Genomic DNA, 16441 nt, shown 5'->3' on the forward strand with positions numbered 1-16441 from the left:
GTGAATTAAGAAATAGTGCCAGTCCTTTCAAGTTCACTATAGCGACTGGCAAATCGCAGAAGTTTTTAGAGAATTAAACTAATTGCTAAGTTTAATTCTGGTAGCAAGCTTACAGAAGATTTCAATTTAGTTAAGTAAACAACCTAAAATTCAAATCAAGTATCAAACCTGCTTTACTACTTAATTTTTTTGCCAATTAATTGACGGGCATTGCTAGATGTGATTGTTCGGGGACTTGCGCCACAATGGCTTTGCCAATTTCTAAAGAAGAAGTGGCGGCTGGAGAAGGCGCATTGCAAACATGAATAGAGTTGTGTCCGCGAACAATCAAAAAGTCATCTACCAGAGAACCATCATGCTTCAAAGCTTGGGCGCGGACTCCTGCGTGGGTAGGAACTAAATCTTCGGCTTGCACTTCGGGAATCAGTTTTTGCAAACTATTGACGAAGGCGGCTTTGCTAAAAGAACGAATAATTTCCTTGATTCCTTCATCAGCGTGTTTGGCTGCCAATTTCCAGAAACCGGAGTAAGTCATTACTTCAGCAAAATCTCGCAAGTCAAAGTCGGTTTTGTGATAACCTTCGCGTTTGAGGCTGAGAACTGCATTTGGCCCGGCATGAACGCTACCATCAATCATGCGGGTAAAGTGAACGCCCAGGAAGGGAAAATCGGGATTGGGAACTGGGTAGATGAGAGTTTTGACGAGATAGCGTTTTTCTGGGGTGAGTTCGTAGTATTCGCCTCGGAAAGGCACAATTTTCGCTTGTGGTTCAACTTGACCTAGTTTAGCAATGCGATCGCTATGCAATCCGGCACAATTAATCACAATGCGAGTTTCAAAACTACCGTTGTTGGTTTCTAATACCTGATTCTTACCGCTGGGGCGAATTTTCTCAACTTTGGTGTTGAGGCGTAAATCTCCACCCTGTTTGGCAATTAATTCAGCGTATTTCTCGCTAACTTGCTTGTAATTAACAATCCCTGTGGAAAATACTCTGATTCCGCCGACACAACTGACATGGGGTTCAATTTCTCTCACTTCTTCGGGACTAATTCGCTGGACTTTGATGCCATTTTCTAAGCCGCGTGTGTAGAGATTTTCTAGGCGGGGTAATTCTGCTTCGGAAGTTGCTACAATTACCTTACCGCAAACTTCATAATCAATGCCATACTCCTGGCAAAATTCTACCATTGATTGCGCACCATCACGGCAGAATTTGGCTTTAAAACTTCCAGGCTTGTAATAAATTCCTGAGTGAATTACACCACTATTATTACCTGTTTGGTGAAATGCCCAGTTACTCTCTTTTTCTAATACTAAAACTCGTGCATTTGGATAGCGTTTGCCTAAAGCCATCCCCGTAGAAAGTCCAACTATGCCCCCGCCGATAATTGCAAAATCGTACATTATTATTGTGTCCGTAAAAATAATTTAGTAGTTAAGAGCTAAATTTGTTTAATAACTCATAACTATTTTCTTACCATACTTTCCACGGAGCTTGATTGCTTTTCCATAGCTCCTCAAGATAATTTTTATCACGTAATGTATCCATTGGTTGCCAAAAACCGCTATGTTTGTAAGCTGATAATTGTTCCATATCAGCTAACTTTTCTAATGGTTCTTTCTCCCAAACTGTAGCATCATCAGCAATAAAGTTAATTACTTCCGGTTCTAAGACAAAATAACCGCCATTAATCCAAGCACCATCACCTTCGGGTTTTTCGCGAAAACTAGTAATTTTAGTTTGTTCCTGTCCCAAAGAAATCGCCCCAAAACGACCCGCAGGTTGGACAGCGGTAAGGGTGGCTAAGGTATTTTGTTCTTTATGCAACTTAATTAATTCTGTGATATTTACATCACTGACACCATCACCATAGGTAAAACAAAAAGTATCGTTACCAAGATGTTCTCTAACTCGTTTTAAGCGTCCGCCTGTCATGGTGTTATCGCCTGTATTTACTAAGGTGACACGCCAAGGTTCAGCATAGCCAGAATGCACGTTCATCTGATTAAATCGCATATCAAAGGTGACATCTGACATATGCAAGAAGTAGTTAGCAAAATACTCCTTAATGATGTAACCTTTATAACCACAACAGATAATAAAATCATTAATACCGTGGGCAGAATAACTCTTCATGATGTGCCATAAAATTGGCTTCCCACCAATTTCTACCATCGGCTTAGGTCTGATACTGGTTTCTTCACTGAGGCGCGTACCCAGACCTCCAGCCAAAATCACTGCTTTCATCCAATTACCTCAAAGATTTGCAGGTTGGTTAATCTTTATTCGCTTTGTTCAATTTACTGTCTAGCGATCGCAAAATAATTTAGGGACTAGTGGTTCTATAAGATCCCCAACTTCTGGTAGAAGTCGGGGAACTGACCACCGTAACTCCTCAAAGAACTCCAATCAAGATGAAGCGATTGCACCTGGAATTGAGAAAAATTCATTTGCAAAGTATTTTTCTCCGTCAACAATTTAACAACAATTTTTCTATTATTTGTAAAGCCAAGATAAATAAAAAACTTTCATATGTAAAAGATTTATGAATACCTAAAAACTTAAAAATCTCATACTTGACGAAATCGCAATAGTACCCATAAAAAATAGGGTTAGCTGACGCCAACCCCAATCATGCACGGTTTTCTACAATTGTCCCTAATAGTTATGAGTCATTAAGTAGTGATGAAATTTACTTTTTCCAGCTACTTTGTTTCTCCCGCATCTAACCCAGTTGAACTTTGGAATAAAGCATCACATTTGTTTTCAACAACAATACAGAGACTACTGAGTGATTGTTGGTAATTCTCCATGTCTTCTTGCTCCAGAGCAAGTTTGGCAGATGTCTGCAAATCATCGATTGCTTTGGTACGATTTGCTTCGGAATTTTGACCGCCATACTGCGAAAGCTCGTAGTGAATCATACCTCGTTTGAGGTAGACCTTGCTAAGTTTAGAATTGATGCTTAATGCTTGGTCAAAGTCAGCGATCGCTTTGTTGTACTCTTGAATGTAACTGCTGCTGTATTGGGCTATTTGCGAATGGACAATACCCCGTTGGTAGTAAGCTTCGGCTTTCGAGGCATTCAGGCCAATTGCTTGCGTAAAATCGCTGAGTGCTAGCTGATAATCTTGTTGCGAGTCGCCGCTATATTTAGCAATTTGGGAACGGACAACACCTCTTCTAATGTAAGCTTCAACTTCTTTACTATTGAGGCGTAGTGCATTATTAAAATCGGCGATCGCTAAGGTATACTCCCGATCGGGATCGTTGCTGTATTCTGCAAGCATGTAGCGAACATTACCCCGATTGACAAAAGCTTTGATTTCGCGCGGATTGATTTGTAGCGCTTCGGTATAGTCTGTCAGCGCTCCTTCATAATCTTTCATGTTGTAACGAGCATTACCTCGGTTAACATGAGCTTTGGCGTGATTGGGGTCTTTTTCTAAGGCTTGGTTAAAATTGTCAATGGCGCGCGCGTAATCTCTGACTTTGTATGCAGCATGACCTTGTTTGTAATAATCAGCAAAGCTCAGATTTTGGTTATTGTTTGCCTGACGAGCCATTAAACTTTGCTGAGTATAGGCATTTTGGGATACAAAGGAGCTAGTAAAATTCACCTTCATATCCAAATATCCCAATAACCCAAAACCGACCAAGCATAAAGCCACAGGATAAAACTTCTGCTGCTTCAGTTTTTGATAAAACGGGATTTTTGGGGTATAGGTTGGCTGCCAATTATACGTTGGCAATGGAGCCACTGGCGATTGTGGTCTGCGGGTGGGTTGATTGTAGCGCTTTTTCGCGGGAATCCGAGGTTTGAGATGTTCTTTAGCGGCGATCGCTTGATGTGAGGGAAAGGGATCGCGTCCACCCAAGCGTAAAGTCCGTTCGCACCAAGGACATCCCTTGAGGTGAATGTTGTAGTTATGCTGGGGATTGACACTACAAGTAACAAGGCTGTCTTCGGCTTCAGCTATCGCTGATAACCAAGTTTGAGCGCTAGGCCGCAGATGCGGGTTTTGATGACCATCCTCAAAACAACGCCAAAACAGTTCTTGCAAGTCGGGATGAAGCGTTTCCCAAGCGGGTGCAATTGGAGTTGGGAGGTAAGGTACTTGCCGTTTTCTACTATAAGTAAAATGACCGGCAGCAATCCGCGATTCGTAGGCTGGTGGCTCGCCAGATCCTTGGAAAATACCCGAAAATGGGTGAGTGCCTTCCATTAACAGTTGGAATATCAGCACTCCTAACCCAAACAAGTCATGGGTAATTTCGCGATCGTACTGGGAAAAAATCTTATTTTGGAGTTCTGGCGGGGTAAACTCTGGTTTACCAACTGGGCAACGATAAACAGCATTGCTATCGGGATCGGTAACTTGAAAAGAGTCTGTGTCTACCAAAGTTACCAGTGCGGTGTCGCTTACCAGGATATTGGATTCATTGACATCGCCAATACAATATCCACTATTATGCAAAGCGGCAAAAGCAGCTGCTAAATTGCGTGCTGTGCGCAGTAAGTATTGATAGTTAAATAAAGGACAATGTTGACGGCGGGTTCTGGGGTTGTAAAAGTCAATGATCGGACGCATCCCCCGAATGCGTGGCATTAAAAAGCCAATAATGCGATCGCTCCCATCTACCGATCGCAACAGATCCTGCGGCCAAGCAATGGAAATATGCCCTAAACTTGCTGTCGGATTTTCTGGCGGATTGGCCAGCATCGCTTGGAGTTTGTAAGCATGGGCTACTGTAGGTTTGTGATAAACTTTGGCTACCAAATTACTATGAGATGGCACCGCATAAATACAAGCCTCTCCACCACGCCCTAAACTGACGTTAAGGTTGAGAATTTCTTGTTTAGGAAGACAACGTAGTACCTGCATGATAAAGTCACTGTAAACAGGGGTTACTGAAAAATGCTCAAGCTGACGAATTCGTTGCTGATGGTTGGCTGAGTGCGGCGATAATCAGGGTTAAATCGTCGTCTGTACGCTGTGTGATTCGCTCCGAGCCTAAGAACTTAACTAATTGTTCTTTAGCTACTGTCTTATCCTGGGTATTCGCTACAAAGTCGAATAAAGGAAAGAAGAATGGTTTATGCGGTTCACCCACAACCATATTTAACGCCAGCATTTGTAGTCCATCGGTGAGAACGCCAATGTTAACTATGTCTTCGCGCCATAGTCGCATTTGGGCTGTTTCTAAAGCTCCCGGCGAAGTCAAAAAAGTGGTTTCGTTGATATATTCACCACTATCCGGTATGGTTAATGCCAGGAGATTACCCATACTATCCTTCGCTACTGCCAAGCCATCGCCAATCTGAGCCACCGCTACCATTTCTGGCGTGGCGACCATCACAATTAAGGTAGTTGCTAAATCCTGAAGTTGTTTATCGCTAGCAGCGGCTTCATCTTCCACTGCTTTTCTTGCAGCTAGTAGCGCGTCTGTTAAAAGCGATCGCACCATACCATCATCAGCTAAGGCGTCGCGCGTCACTTCTTTGATAGATATGTTTTCTATTGCTGTTTCCACAGCAATCATCGCTCCAACTTTTCCTTGGCTAGCTGAACCTGCACCATCTGCTGCTGCTGCCACCAACACGTTATCAGACAATAATTGCCAGTGGTGAGCATCCTGACACAGCTGTTTGTTTTTTAAATGGCTTGTACCACATACAGAGGCTGCTACCACCCGCCATTGAGGTATCTGTTTTGATATATTCATAAGTTTTCTTTTACAGCTAGCTGTGTTATATCAAGCTGCAACTTTTATTAAACAGTACCCCAGCCAATAGGTGGTAGTGCTACCTGCTCATCTACTTGAGAGTGAGAAACCGCTGACATACTAGCTGACAACCAAACAAACATCTCAATAAAATTGAGTCCCTTCAGTTTCAGAGGCGTACGCACAGCTATTTGATTTAAACGTGTCATGTTGGCATTTTCTACACCAACTGTAAAAAATGCAACACGTTTATTAGCTTCATCACCTTGTAAACGTTTAGTTGCTTGCTCTACCACATGGTCTAGTTCGCCCTGTGGTTCGCCATCGGTAATCATGAACACCCAAGGACGATAGTAAGCAATCCCATTGGCACGATATTGAGATTTGCGCTCTTGAATCATGTCCAATGCCTTATGAATACCAGAACCCATTGTGGTTAACCCTTGCGCTGTCAGGATTGGTGGGTTAAATTGGTCGGCAGTCACAAAGTCTTGTACTACATTGACATTACTGTCAAACGTGACGATTGCTACTTCTACTCGTCTAGCTGCTAAGGAGTTCTTGACTAATTCATCCTTTAAACTCAACAAGCCCTGATTTAAAGCCTCAATTGCTTCTCCTTGCATAGAACCAGATGTATCTAGTAATAATACGCAAGGACAACGCGGCTCTGGGTTTTCAGCAAATTCTACTACTTCATCAAGTCTTAAGGTATCATGCATAACTTTTCGTGTTATGTTATAATCCAAAGTCTTTTTTCCTTTTACTCAAAGTATATAGTTTCCAGGGTTGCAAAAACTACATTTAAGATATTTTCTGGTAGATTCCTTAACCTTTATTAATAATAATATTCTTACTCAATTCTCTACATCTTCAAGAGAATCTTAACTAAGACATAGTTGAGTAAAAGGGAAATTACTTAGGGTTTACATTAACTTTATTAAAGCATCTACTAAACTTCATAGTTATCGTAAACCCACAATACAATAAATACATACTTCTGCCCGCAGAAAAGTTTAAAGCTTTTGTGTAGAAATCCACAATTTTATATGAAAGAAATAAATAGTTCGGACTCAACAGTGTAGCCATCAGAATTATCCTCAGGTAAATATGTCCATTAACAGTCAAAGGCACCCACAAAATACCAGGCTTCAGTATGCAGTGCAAAATGTAACAAACGAGCTATACTGTGGTGTTTATGGCTTGTGAGATATACGCATATCTTCTAAAAATAATTTGTTTTTAGAGAAAAATTGACAATAAAAAATGCCTCATGACCATTATTTCAACTTACCTATATCCACGTTGATTTTCCGGAAAACTCCATAAATATGAATCTTTCTGGCACATTCACTAAACTACGTCCTCAGAGTTTGTTAAGTCAGTTATCTAAAAGTTCTGACAGTGTTTGTTTGCGAGCATTTAGTAACTCAGTTTCCTGGACTATTTACCTAGAACAGGGCAAAATCGCTTATGCTACTCACTCAATCGAACCCTTCGATCGATTAGAACGCCATTTACGCCGTCTTAGCCAACAAATTCCTTTACTCAACAGTCAAATTCGCGTTCAATTACGTTTGAGGTTTGAAGTTGACTCCCCAAGCCAATTGCTAGAACACCATAGTAATTTGACTACCGATTCTCCTGAATACCAAGCTATTACTTGGCTAGTGGAACAAGGACATCTGCACTCTACCCAAGCAGCAGTCCTAATTCAAGAATTAGTTAAAGAAGTGATTGAATCATGGCTGTTAATCAAAGTAGGTAACTTTGAATTCAGCAATTTGCCTGAGAATGCGCCAAAAATTTGCAGGCTAGATGTAGAAAAAATTTTAGAACGTTGCCAAGCAAGAGTACAGCGTTGGCAAGCTTTTGCGCCTCACATTTCTTCTCCTTATCAGCGTCCTTACCTGTTTATTAATAAATCGATCCAGAATCCAGCTTTTTTAGATTTGCAGCCAAATTTAACTAACTGGATGAAAGGTTTTAGCCTACGTCATCTGGCGGTAATTATGAACCAAGATGAAATTCAATTGGTTCAAAACTTATACCATTACATTGTTAATGGCGGAATTATTTTACATGAAGCAGATCCACCATTCGATAAATTACCAAAGACATTTGGCGAATTATCTGCCTCTCCTCAATATATTACAGAACCAACTAAACCAGAATTCGTTGATACATTAGTAGAAACAAATACAGATACTGAATCCTCCATAGATATTCCTTTAGACGAGCTAGCCCCTATTGAGGAATTGCCATATATTACTTCTCCTTCTCAAGACAATTTGCAGGAATTAACAATACCAAATAGCATAAATTTTGCGCCTGAAAGAGTAACTACTGCTACGGCTACTGCGAAAAAAACCTACAAAATCATTTCTGTTGATGATAGTCCGACTATTCTCAAAGAAATTAGTCGTTTCTTAGAAGATGAAAATTTTTCTGTAGTGACTATTGACGATCCATTAAAAGCTGTTATGTCAATTATTAGGCACAAACCAGACTTAATTTTATTGGATCTAAATATGGCAGGCATTGATGGCTATGAATTGTGCCGAATTATACGTAATAACTCCATGTTTAAAAATACTCCTATTATATTTGTTACTGCAAATAAAGGGCTTGTAGATAAAGTTAAGGCAAATCTTGTCGGAGCTTCTGGATATCTCACCAAACCTTTTACCCGCGCAGAATTACTGAAGCTGGTTTTCATGCATTTGGCTTAATTAACTTAAAATATACTAATTTGAATGGCAATTTAGAAGCAATATGGCTACAGTTTTAGTTGTTGAAGATACTCCTTCACAGTTGGAATTAATTAACAGTTTTCTGAAAGAGAGTGGATACACCGTACTGAAAGCTTACGATGCTAAAGATGGTTTATCTCAGGCAGTCAATCACCAACCAGATGTAATTATTACTGATGTCGTAATGCCAGGAATGAGTGGATTTGAGTTCTGTCGCCAACTGAAGAAAAATTCTGTAACAGAGAAAGTCCCAATTATTATTTGTAGTTCTAAAAATCAAGAAATTGACCGGATTTGGGGAATGAAACAAGGTGCAGATGTTTATTTAACTAAGCCTTTTACCAAACAACAGTTACTACGTGCTATTGAATCTGTTGTTGGGTAATCTTGGGTATGAATCAGGAAGCAGAGGAGAAATAACTAATGACAAATGACAAATCTAACAAACAGCTTGCCGAACCGGAATTTTAATCGTAAACTCAGATCCTATCCCTAGTGTGGATTGGCAGTAGATTTTACCACCGTGTTTTTGGGTAACAATCTGATAGCTGATAGAAAGACCCAATCCGGTGCCTTTGCCAATGGGTTTGGTAGTGAAAAATGGCTCAAACAGTTGAGAACTGACGCTTTCTTCAATGCCACAACCGTTATCGGCAATGCTGATAGCAATATCCCGATCTTGTAGGTATTCAGTACGGATAGAAATTTTACTGGGATTTGCCTGGATATCCTCAAGGCTGCGTTTTCGATCTCGTTCTTCTAAAGCATCAATAGCATTACCAAGAATATTCATGAATACTTGATTAAGTTGACTGGGATAGCATTCCACATGGGGTAGTTGTCCGTAGTCTCGCACAACTTGAATGCCAGGATGTTCTGGGCGGCCTTTGAGACGATGTTGTAAGAGCAATAGAGTGCTTTCGATACCTTCATGCAAATCAACTAACTGAGTTCCCGATTCATCCAAACGCGAAAAGTTACGTAACGATAGTACAAGTTGGCGGATGCGATCGCTTCCTAGTTTCAAAGAATCTACTAGCTTGGGCAAATCTGCTTGCAAATAGTCGATATCTACCTCATCCATCCAGTCTTGAATTTGGGGGTGGGGTTGCGGATGGTATTGACGATATAAATCCACAAAATTCAGCAAATCCTTGATGTATTCTTTAGCGGGAGCCAGATTAGCATAGATAAAATTTACGGGATTGTTGATTTCATGAGCTACACCCGCCATCATTTGCCCAAGTGATGACATTTTTTCGCTTTGCACGAGATGCACTTGTGCCTGCTTGAGATTATCTAATGCTTGGGAAAGTTCGGTGGCTTGTTTTTGTAAGGATTTTTGCGAGTCACGTAGTTGCAGGTGTACCCGAATCCGGGCTAGAGCTTCTTCATGTTGGATCGGCTTAGTAATATAGTCTACTGCACCCAGACTCAGCCCTTTGACCTTATCTACGGAGTCGGAGAGGGCGGTCATAAAAATTACTGGAATATCGCGGGTAGCGGAGTCAACTTTGAGGCGCTGACAGGTTTCAAAACCATCGATGCCGGGCATCATTACATCCAACAGAATAATATCGGGATGGTAGGACTGGACGCGTTGCAGGGCGGCTTCGCCACTTTTAGCGATCGCTACTCGATAACCAATTTCACTCAAAACATCGAACAATACTTGAATGTTGGTAGGGTTATCATCGACTACCAAAATAGTTCCTGTTGGGGCTGTGCTGTCAACAGACATAGTTGAACTCCTAGAAAAATTTAAATATGGGGTGCTAATAAATTGAGAATTCCTTCGTCATCAAATCTCTGGCTCAGTTCCAGCAGCTTATTGGCAAAGGGGGCATACTGGGGATTAAGTTGCTTGAGGCGGTTGGCTTCCTGCTGGATATCGCTCATAAAGCCATCCTGGGCTGCTTGGTAAATAGCGCTCAGTTCTGCTGCTGACGGTACGACTAGCTCTGTCGGATTGGCAACTGCAATAGCTGATTCAGTCGCTTCTGGTATAGTTTCGTAAATCCATCGCAACTCTAGATGGCGTTGCAATTCCCCCAGCAAAGCGGTGAACTCTATCGGCTTGGGAAAAAAGCTACTACAACCTGCATCTATCGCCTCCTGCATATCCACTTGCGACAAGGAAGCAGGGGAAGCAATAATGGGCGTTTTGGCAAAATCCAGCAGTTGACGCAAGCGGCGGGTCATTTCCAGCCCATTCATCTTTGACATCATCACATCGGTAATAATCAAATCTGGGCGCATCTGAAGCGCGCGATCCAATCCTGCTTGTCCATCATCGGCTTCCGCTACTTTAAAACCCAAAGGTGCCAGCATCCCCATCACCACAGCGCGGTTCTCTTGGCGATCGTCAATCACTAAGATTTTGCGCCGTTCGCCCTGGTAGCCAATTATCTTTTGATTGTTAGAACCACACCGATTCAGCCAATCAGCAGCAGCAGGTATGTCCACTTCAAACCAGAAGGTGCTGCCCTTACCCAGAGTGCTGTTGACTTGGATCGAACTGCCCATCATCTGCACAATTTGCTGGCTAATTGCTAACCCTAATCCCGTACCTTCACTATTGCGATCGCGCTTTCCCGCCTGCTCAAAGGGTAAAAAGATAGATTGTAACTTTTCTGCTGGGATGCCAATGCCTGTATCTTCGACTCGGAAGCGAATTCTTGTTGATGGAGTGTCCGCTGTTTCTTGGTTCCCTATTGCTTCAACCGTAAATTTTACCGTGCCAAAATCAGTAAACTTTACTGCATTGCTGAGTAAGTTTAGTAACACCTGCCGCAGCCGTTTGTCATCCGCATGGACGGCAGTTGGTAGGTTAGCTGGATGGTAATGGAAAGCAATACCCTTTTGTTCGGCTTTGATGCGACACATTTCTACTGTGGTAGTGAGGAAGTTGGCAAAGTGGAAATCTTGAGGATAGAGATCCATCTTCTGCACTTCTAGTTTGGAGAGATCGAGAATGTCGTTAATCAAGGTCAGCAGGTGGGAACCACATTGGTAAATCACGCCTAATCCCTTCTGCTGCTTGGGGGTGGTGGTGGGGTCGCGCTGGAGAATCTGAGCGTAGCCGAGAATACCATTCAACGGAGTTCGCAGTTCGTGGTTCATGTTAGCAAGGAATTCGCTTTTGGCAAGGTTGGCAACTTCCGCTGCTTCCTTTGCCTGCAACAGCTGGAATTCTGCGTACTTGCGAGTGCTAGTATCGCGGCAAACGATCACTCCTCCTGTCAATGCGCCACTTGGATCTTTTAGCGGTCTCCCACTAAATGTCACCCACAAACCCTCAGGAATTTTCTGATTCCGGATAAAAAGTTCTACATTATCTACTTCCTCACCCCGAACAGCGCGAACTATGGGAAGCTGCTCTTGGGGTATCAAAGTCACTCGATCGGCTTGAAATATTCCGTATTGCTGCGACCACTCTTCTGGCTGACCTTCAGGAACTTCTGTGTCAAACATCTGTTCAGCCGCAGGGTTAACAACCAAGAATTGATAATTTTCATCGGCAACCACCACTCCATCGCTCATGCAGTTCAGGATTTGTTGCATCAGAATGGTTTGTTCTTGGAATTTCTGGTTGCTTTGCTGAAGATCGATTTCTGCCTGATTCCGTTTCCAGGTTTCTTTGCGAATTAAATGGTAAGTCCAAAGAATAATTGCCAAGTTAAAGACAATACCCACTAAAAACGCCGCCATTGCCTGAAGGGCTGTGTTGGTAGCAGCTTGCTGTTTCTGACGTAACTCTACGGTTTCTGTGGCTTTTATCTGCTGTATCAGCAACGTCGCTTCATCAAGTAGTTGCGTTGGCGAGCGGTCAATTGCCGCATCTAGCCCTTTGGTTTGCTTGAGTTCAATGCCTTGGCGTAGTTGTCTTAGGCGTTGAATCGTGAATGTTTCTAAGCGATCGCCAGCTACTTGTTCGCCAGACGCTTTGTCGAGCAAGCTTTGCAATCGCCGCATTTGTTGATCGACATCGATCATCCGAATACCAAATGCCCTGAAGGTTTGTTGACTTCCTGTCAGTAAGTATTGCCTCTGAAGATTTTCGGTATCTTTTAAAGCGCTACTCACAGACTCCACAGCATTCAGAGTTTCCAAATCTTCGGCCATTTGCTGGTTGATTTCTAAAGTTCGGTTGGCACTCCAAAATGCTATGCCACTGACTGTTAATGCTACGAAGGTGGTTATTGCCAAGCTCCCAGTAATAGTTCTCAGAAAGTTAGATTCTTGTTTCATCTCTAATTCCTTTTGCCTATGACCGTAGAGGACGGAGTCCAAATTTCTGAAATACTGCCATTGCTTTAGGGCTGCTTAAAAAATCTAGATAAGCCTGCATTTCCTGGCGATGGGGAGAGCCTTTGACAATAGCAACACCGGATCGGATTGGTTCGTAAAAATCTTTTGATGCGGTGGTTAACACCTGCACATCAGCAGAGCTTTTAGCTTCTGAGAGGAAAGTGATGCCCACCTCCGCTTCTTTTTGCTCAACTGCTCGTAAGACTTCCCTTACATCCACCTTGACCACAACTGCCTTTGACTCCACTGCCTGCTTAATACCCAACTTAGTCAGCAGGCTGGCAGTATATCGACCAACTGCGAGATTTTGGTCGCCTATGGCTACGCTTTTAATGCGATCGTCCGCTAATTGCCGCAAATCGGAAACTCGCACGGAAGAATTAGCAGAAGCAATCAATACAATGTCGGTACTCAATAATTCTTTACGGCTTTCAAGCAGAATTAACCCCTTTGTTTGTAACTCATCAAGGGGTGGGATATCTGCCAATAAAATCCCATCAAAGGGTTCTCCCTGCTCAATTGCCTCTTTGATGACGCCAGAACCAGCATAGATAGAATGGATTACGACATTGGGATGTTCTTGCTGGTAAAGGTCTTCAATCTCTTGCAGGGCATTGCGCACCATACCCGCCGCAGCAAAATTTAAGCTCACCACTTTTGTTGGCGGCGGAGAGCAACTTCCTAACCAAAGAGCCAGCATTAAGGCTGCAAGGCACCATGCCATCCACTGGAGGCGTTTCATACTGAGTTCCTCAACACTTGCTGTTTAGTATTCCCACGTAGATACACAGCCTAACAGCAAACATTAGGTTACAGTAATTTCTCATAGTCAATTTCCATCTGTATGACACAGGCTCGCATTCAAAAACTCACCCCTGAACAACAAGCCCTCATGCCTCTGATTCGGGATGAGTGGCTCAAGATTGCTTTGGATACTTCACCTACAGATAAACAACAAGCAGAAGCAGCTATTTGCCTTGCTTATGAATGTGTTGGGCTAAAGCCACCACAAAAAATTATGTGGTTTGATAATCCTTTAGCGGCAGTTAGTTGGATGGTTGGTTATGAAAGTTTTTTAGGACATCTTGTTAAAAGCAATCTATGGTGGGTGCGAAAAGATATTGATACTGCTATTAATCTTGTTGTAAATCCTATTGTTAGACAAATTATAGAAGATACTTTTCTATATGATATGTATCCTGCATTTTTACCTGTGAGAGATTTATTTGATTTGACTTGGAATAATATTTGTGACGTTCTTAATTTTAATAAATCAAATTTTATTATCGCTTTGGCTCCCTATGAATATCCTACCGGAGTATTTGACTTACAAGAACTTGTTTTGTATGCATACTTTAACGCTATTGGCATAGACTGCTCTAAACTAAAAGGTTTGTGGCATCTTACTAAATATTGTGGTTGGTGGTGGTCTTTTAAAGAAATTGCTGTAGTTACTTCTAAACCATTAACAATTCGCTTTGATGCAGATAAAAACTTGCACGGTGAAGGAATTCCTGCAATTGCTTATGAAGGATTTAATATCTATGCTTATCACGGCGTCATATTGCCAGAAAAGTATGGTAAATTACACCCAAAACAATGGCAAGCAAGATGGCTTTTAGAAGAAGATAATGCAGAATTGAGAAGAGTTTTAATTCAAGGGATTGGTTATGCAAAAATTACCCATGAATTACAAGCTGTTGAATTAGATACTTGGCAAGAATACACTCTATTAAAAATAGATAAGGATGTTGATATGGAACCAATTGTTTTATTAAAAATGACTTGCCCAAGTACAGATTTTATTCATATCTTGCGAGTTCCGCCTGATGTCAAATCAGCAAGAGAGGCAATTAGCTGGGTAAATTGGGGGATAGATTCAGAAGATTTTAGCGTGCAAACCTAAGTTATAAAACTCAAGTTTTAATAGCTACCAATTACCATTAATTAAAGTATTAAGATTTGCTATTCTGTTCTTCGTTAGCATTAGTTTTTGTAGCTACCAAGCGAACTAACTCAACATCTAAGCTTAATGCTTCCGCTATTTGTTCGACAGTTGCACCTAAACTCAACATAAAAGGAATTGTTTCAAGTTTTCCTTCCTGCTTGGCTTCTTGATAAACTTTAGTTTGCTTTAACTCGCTAAATCCAAACATTTGCTCAATCTCCTCTCGACTTTTTTGGGGAAATTTATAGACAATAATTGTTTCTATCAATTCGAGAAATTCCCGTTGGGTAATTTCTGAGGCTATTTGTTGTCTGGCGAGGTTGATTAACTCCCTGGCTTTTGTGACTGCACTATCTGAAGGCTCTATTACTAATTTAACAGTCCCAATACCAATCGACAGTAATGCCGTGGAGTCTAATTCATCCAAATATACGCGCGTGACTCGCTCGGATGTGAGTAATTCTATGTATCTTTCTGTTTCTCCTACATCAATACTGCGGCTGGGATAAACTACAACTCCACGCCAATTGTTGGTAAGTTGGGTTTTATCCAGGTAAAGAAAGATTTCTGTAAAAAGACGAGAGTAGAATTTTTGATCTGGTTGAAATTGGACTTCTACGAAATATATGGGGTACGATGTGTTAGTTTTGGGAAGAAATACGCCATCAATACGGAAAGCGAGTTGTTTGACTTCTACCGATGAAAATTGGTAAGTATTTGCGGTTTCCGGTGGTTGGTTTATCAGCTCAAAGAATATGCTGGGGAAGCTTTGAAATAAACGGTAGAATATGGTGTCTGTTTTCACGCTGATTGATGCTGTATTGGTGGCGTAAGTTTTACTCTTTGCTTCTATATAAGAATTTATTCTCACCTCATAATTAATTTATCAAGCGGAAGGAATCTACTAGCTGTTGATATGCTATCTGGTAATGGGCGTCATTGTCGCCATAACCAGTTTTAGATAATGTCACAACAATAATACGTGAATTTTTAGGGTTACCAAAAACAACGTGTTCGTTTTCATACAACCCACTCGATTTAAACTTAATTCCAGTTTGTCCTGCAATTTTGGCAGTCTTAAATTCACGCGTAACCGAAAATTCATTACTCTGCTTCACCCATTTCTGCAAAGGTAATTTACGGTTATTACGATACACAGCTATACGAACATTAGCTGGATATTCTGTACCGCCTGCATATTCTCCAGCACGAATTTTTTGGGCGTGCTTTTTAGTCCAGATATCAACCGTACCCAATGGAGAATTAACATTATTTGTCCGAGAAGCTATCTTTTCTTCTACCACAAAAGAGTTGAGGGAATAGCCAAAGCTAAAACCCAAACGGCTGCGGTAACTAGTTTGGTCTGGTGGTACGGGTTTTGGCACATCTAAAGAAACAACTTCTTTGGCCAACGCACTTTTTGTCAATGCAGAGTTTACCTCAGATATGCAGGCGATCGCTCCGGCTGCAACCAAACCCATCAACATTGGGTGTAGAATCCATTTTTGGATTTGCTGGTAATTCACTTTCATTGTTCACCTGAAAATCTCTATCGCTTTGATAGATCCAAAGTCTCAAAGACGATTTCCGCAATTGCTCGAATCAACGTAGTAGGATCGTTCAAGTGAATGGGTAGACTTTGCTGAACGATCGGCGATCGCTCGCTAGCAAGCACCCTAAAATGAGAGCAAAAGACG

At 41.6% G+C, this 16441-nt stretch carries 13 protein-coding genes; 3 read left to right on the forward strand and 10 right to left on the reverse strand.

The window, feature by feature from the left end; genetic code table 11:
- Positions 1 to 196 precede the first annotated feature (196 nt).
- From lhgO to AACU33_RS33505, 5 genes are all read right to left on the reverse strand, one after another.
- The gene (lhgO, locus tag AACU33_RS33485; protein WP_096594565.1) at positions 197 to 1408 is read right to left on the reverse strand and encodes an L-2-hydroxyglutarate oxidase; all 1212 of its coding nucleotides are present in this window, start codon (positions 1406 to 1408) and stop codon (positions 197 to 199) included.
- A 70-nt stretch (positions 1409 to 1478) separates the two neighbouring features.
- Positions 1479 to 2252, reverse strand: a complete 774-nt coding sequence (gene rfbF, locus AACU33_RS33490) for a glucose-1-phosphate cytidylyltransferase (protein WP_096594566.1) — start codon at positions 2250 to 2252, stop codon at positions 1479 to 1481.
- Positions 2253 to 2710: 458 nt separating this feature from the next.
- Positions 2711 to 4891, reverse strand: a complete 2181-nt coding sequence (locus tag AACU33_RS33495; RefSeq protein ID WP_096594567.1) for a tetratricopeptide repeat protein — start codon at positions 4889 to 4891, stop codon at positions 2711 to 2713.
- A 37-nt stretch (positions 4892 to 4928) separates the two neighbouring features.
- Positions 4929 to 5732 carry a PP2C family serine/threonine-protein phosphatase gene (locus AACU33_RS33500; protein ID WP_096594568.1) on the reverse strand — a complete coding sequence of 268 codons (804 nt, stop codon included), beginning with the start codon at positions 5730 to 5732 and terminating at the stop codon, positions 4929 to 4931.
- A gap of 47 nt (positions 5733 to 5779) precedes the next feature.
- Entirely contained in the window at positions 5780 to 6454 is a 675-nt protein-coding gene (locus AACU33_RS33505) for a vWA domain-containing protein (RefSeq protein WP_096594569.1), read from the reverse strand.
- Between the two features lie 609 nt (positions 6455 to 7063).
- On the opposite strand from AACU33_RS33505, the gene AACU33_RS33510 reads away from it, so the two are divergent.
- Positions 7064 to 8464, forward strand: coding sequence for a response regulator (locus AACU33_RS33510; RefSeq protein WP_096594570.1), 1401 nt, complete (start codon positions 7064 to 7066; stop codon positions 8462 to 8464).
- 43 nt (positions 8465 to 8507) lie between these two features.
- Positions 8508 to 8870 (forward strand): response regulator transcription factor, encoded by a 363-nt coding sequence (locus tag AACU33_RS33515; protein WP_096594571.1) that lies wholly within the window; start codon positions 8508 to 8510, stop codon positions 8868 to 8870.
- Between the two features lie 54 nt (positions 8871 to 8924).
- Here the strand turns inward: AACU33_RS33515 and AACU33_RS33520 are convergent, their stop codons facing one another.
- From AACU33_RS33520 to modA, 3 genes are read right to left on the reverse strand one after another with little or no spacing between them, the layout of a single operon-like run.
- Positions 8925 to 10226, reverse strand: a complete 1302-nt coding sequence (locus AACU33_RS33520; protein ID WP_096594572.1) for a sensor histidine kinase — start codon at positions 10224 to 10226, stop codon at positions 8925 to 8927.
- A 20-nt stretch (positions 10227 to 10246) separates the two neighbouring features.
- Positions 10247 to 12736, reverse strand: a complete 2490-nt coding sequence (locus tag AACU33_RS33525) for an ATP-binding protein (protein ID WP_096594573.1) — start codon at positions 12734 to 12736, stop codon at positions 10247 to 10249.
- 16 nt (positions 12737 to 12752) lie between these two features.
- Positions 12753 to 13538, reverse strand: coding sequence for a molybdate ABC transporter substrate-binding protein (gene modA, locus AACU33_RS33530; RefSeq protein ID WP_096594574.1), 786 nt, complete (start codon positions 13536 to 13538; stop codon positions 12753 to 12755).
- A 186-nt stretch (positions 13539 to 13724) separates the two neighbouring features.
- On the opposite strand from modA, the gene AACU33_RS33535 reads away from it, so the two are divergent.
- Entirely contained in the window at positions 13725 to 14702 is a 978-nt protein-coding gene (locus AACU33_RS33535) for a DUF6745 domain-containing protein (RefSeq protein WP_339376433.1), read from the forward strand.
- Between the two features lie 49 nt (positions 14703 to 14751).
- On the opposite strand, the gene AACU33_RS33540 is transcribed toward AACU33_RS33535, so the two are convergent.
- Both AACU33_RS33540 and AACU33_RS33545 read right to left on the reverse strand, forming a co-directional pair.
- The gene (locus AACU33_RS33540) at positions 14752 to 15549 is read right to left on the reverse strand and encodes an Rpn family recombination-promoting nuclease/putative transposase (RefSeq protein ID WP_096595476.1); all 798 of its coding nucleotides are present in this window, start codon (positions 15547 to 15549) and stop codon (positions 14752 to 14754) included.
- A gap of 73 nt (positions 15550 to 15622) precedes the next feature.
- Positions 15623 to 16276 carry a hypothetical protein gene (locus AACU33_RS33545; RefSeq protein WP_096594576.1) on the reverse strand — a complete coding sequence of 218 codons (654 nt, stop codon included), beginning with the start codon at positions 16274 to 16276 and terminating at the stop codon, positions 15623 to 15625.
- Positions 16277 to 16441 lie beyond the last annotated feature (165 nt).

The sequence above is a fragment of the Calothrix sp. NIES-2098 genome (assembly GCF_963875125.1).
Lineage (GTDB): Bacteria > Cyanobacteriota > Cyanobacteriia > Cyanobacteriales > Nostocaceae > Aulosira.

Bases quoted from the DNA above. Each gene is read 5' to 3' on its own strand.
- lhgO (WP_096594565.1), bottom strand. From the start codon at position 1,408: ATGTACGATTTTGCAATTATCGGCGGGGGCATAGTTGGACTTTCTACG.
- rfbF (WP_096594566.1), bottom strand. From the start codon at position 2,252: ATGAAAGCAGTGATTTTGGCTGGAGGTCTGGGTACGCGCCTCAGTGAA.
- AACU33_RS33495 (WP_096594567.1), bottom strand. From the start codon at position 4,891: ATGCAGGTACTACGTTGTCTTCCTAAACAAGAAATTCTCAACCTTAAC.
- AACU33_RS33500 (WP_096594568.1), bottom strand. From the start codon at position 5,732: ATGAATATATCAAAACAGATACCTCAATGGCGGGTGGTAGCAGCCTCT.
- AACU33_RS33505 (WP_096594569.1), bottom strand. From the start codon at position 6,454: ATGCATGATACCTTAAGACTTGATGAAGTAGTAGAATTTGCTGAAAAC.
- AACU33_RS33510 (WP_096594570.1), top strand. From the start codon at position 7,064: ATGAATCTTTCTGGCACATTCACTAAACTACGTCCTCAGAGTTTGTTA.
- AACU33_RS33515 (WP_096594571.1), top strand. From the start codon at position 8,508: ATGGCTACAGTTTTAGTTGTTGAAGATACTCCTTCACAGTTGGAATTA.
- AACU33_RS33520 (WP_096594572.1), bottom strand. From the start codon at position 10,226: ATGTCTGTTGACAGCACAGCCCCAACAGGAACTATTTTGGTAGTCGAT.
- AACU33_RS33525 (WP_096594573.1), bottom strand. From the start codon at position 12,736: ATGAAACAAGAATCTAACTTTCTGAGAACTATTACTGGGAGCTTGGCA.
- modA (WP_096594574.1), bottom strand. From the start codon at position 13,538: ATGAAACGCCTCCAGTGGATGGCATGGTGCCTTGCAGCCTTAATGCTG.
- AACU33_RS33545 (WP_096594576.1), bottom strand. From the start codon at position 16,276: ATGAAAGTGAATTACCAGCAAATCCAAAAATGGATTCTACACCCAATG.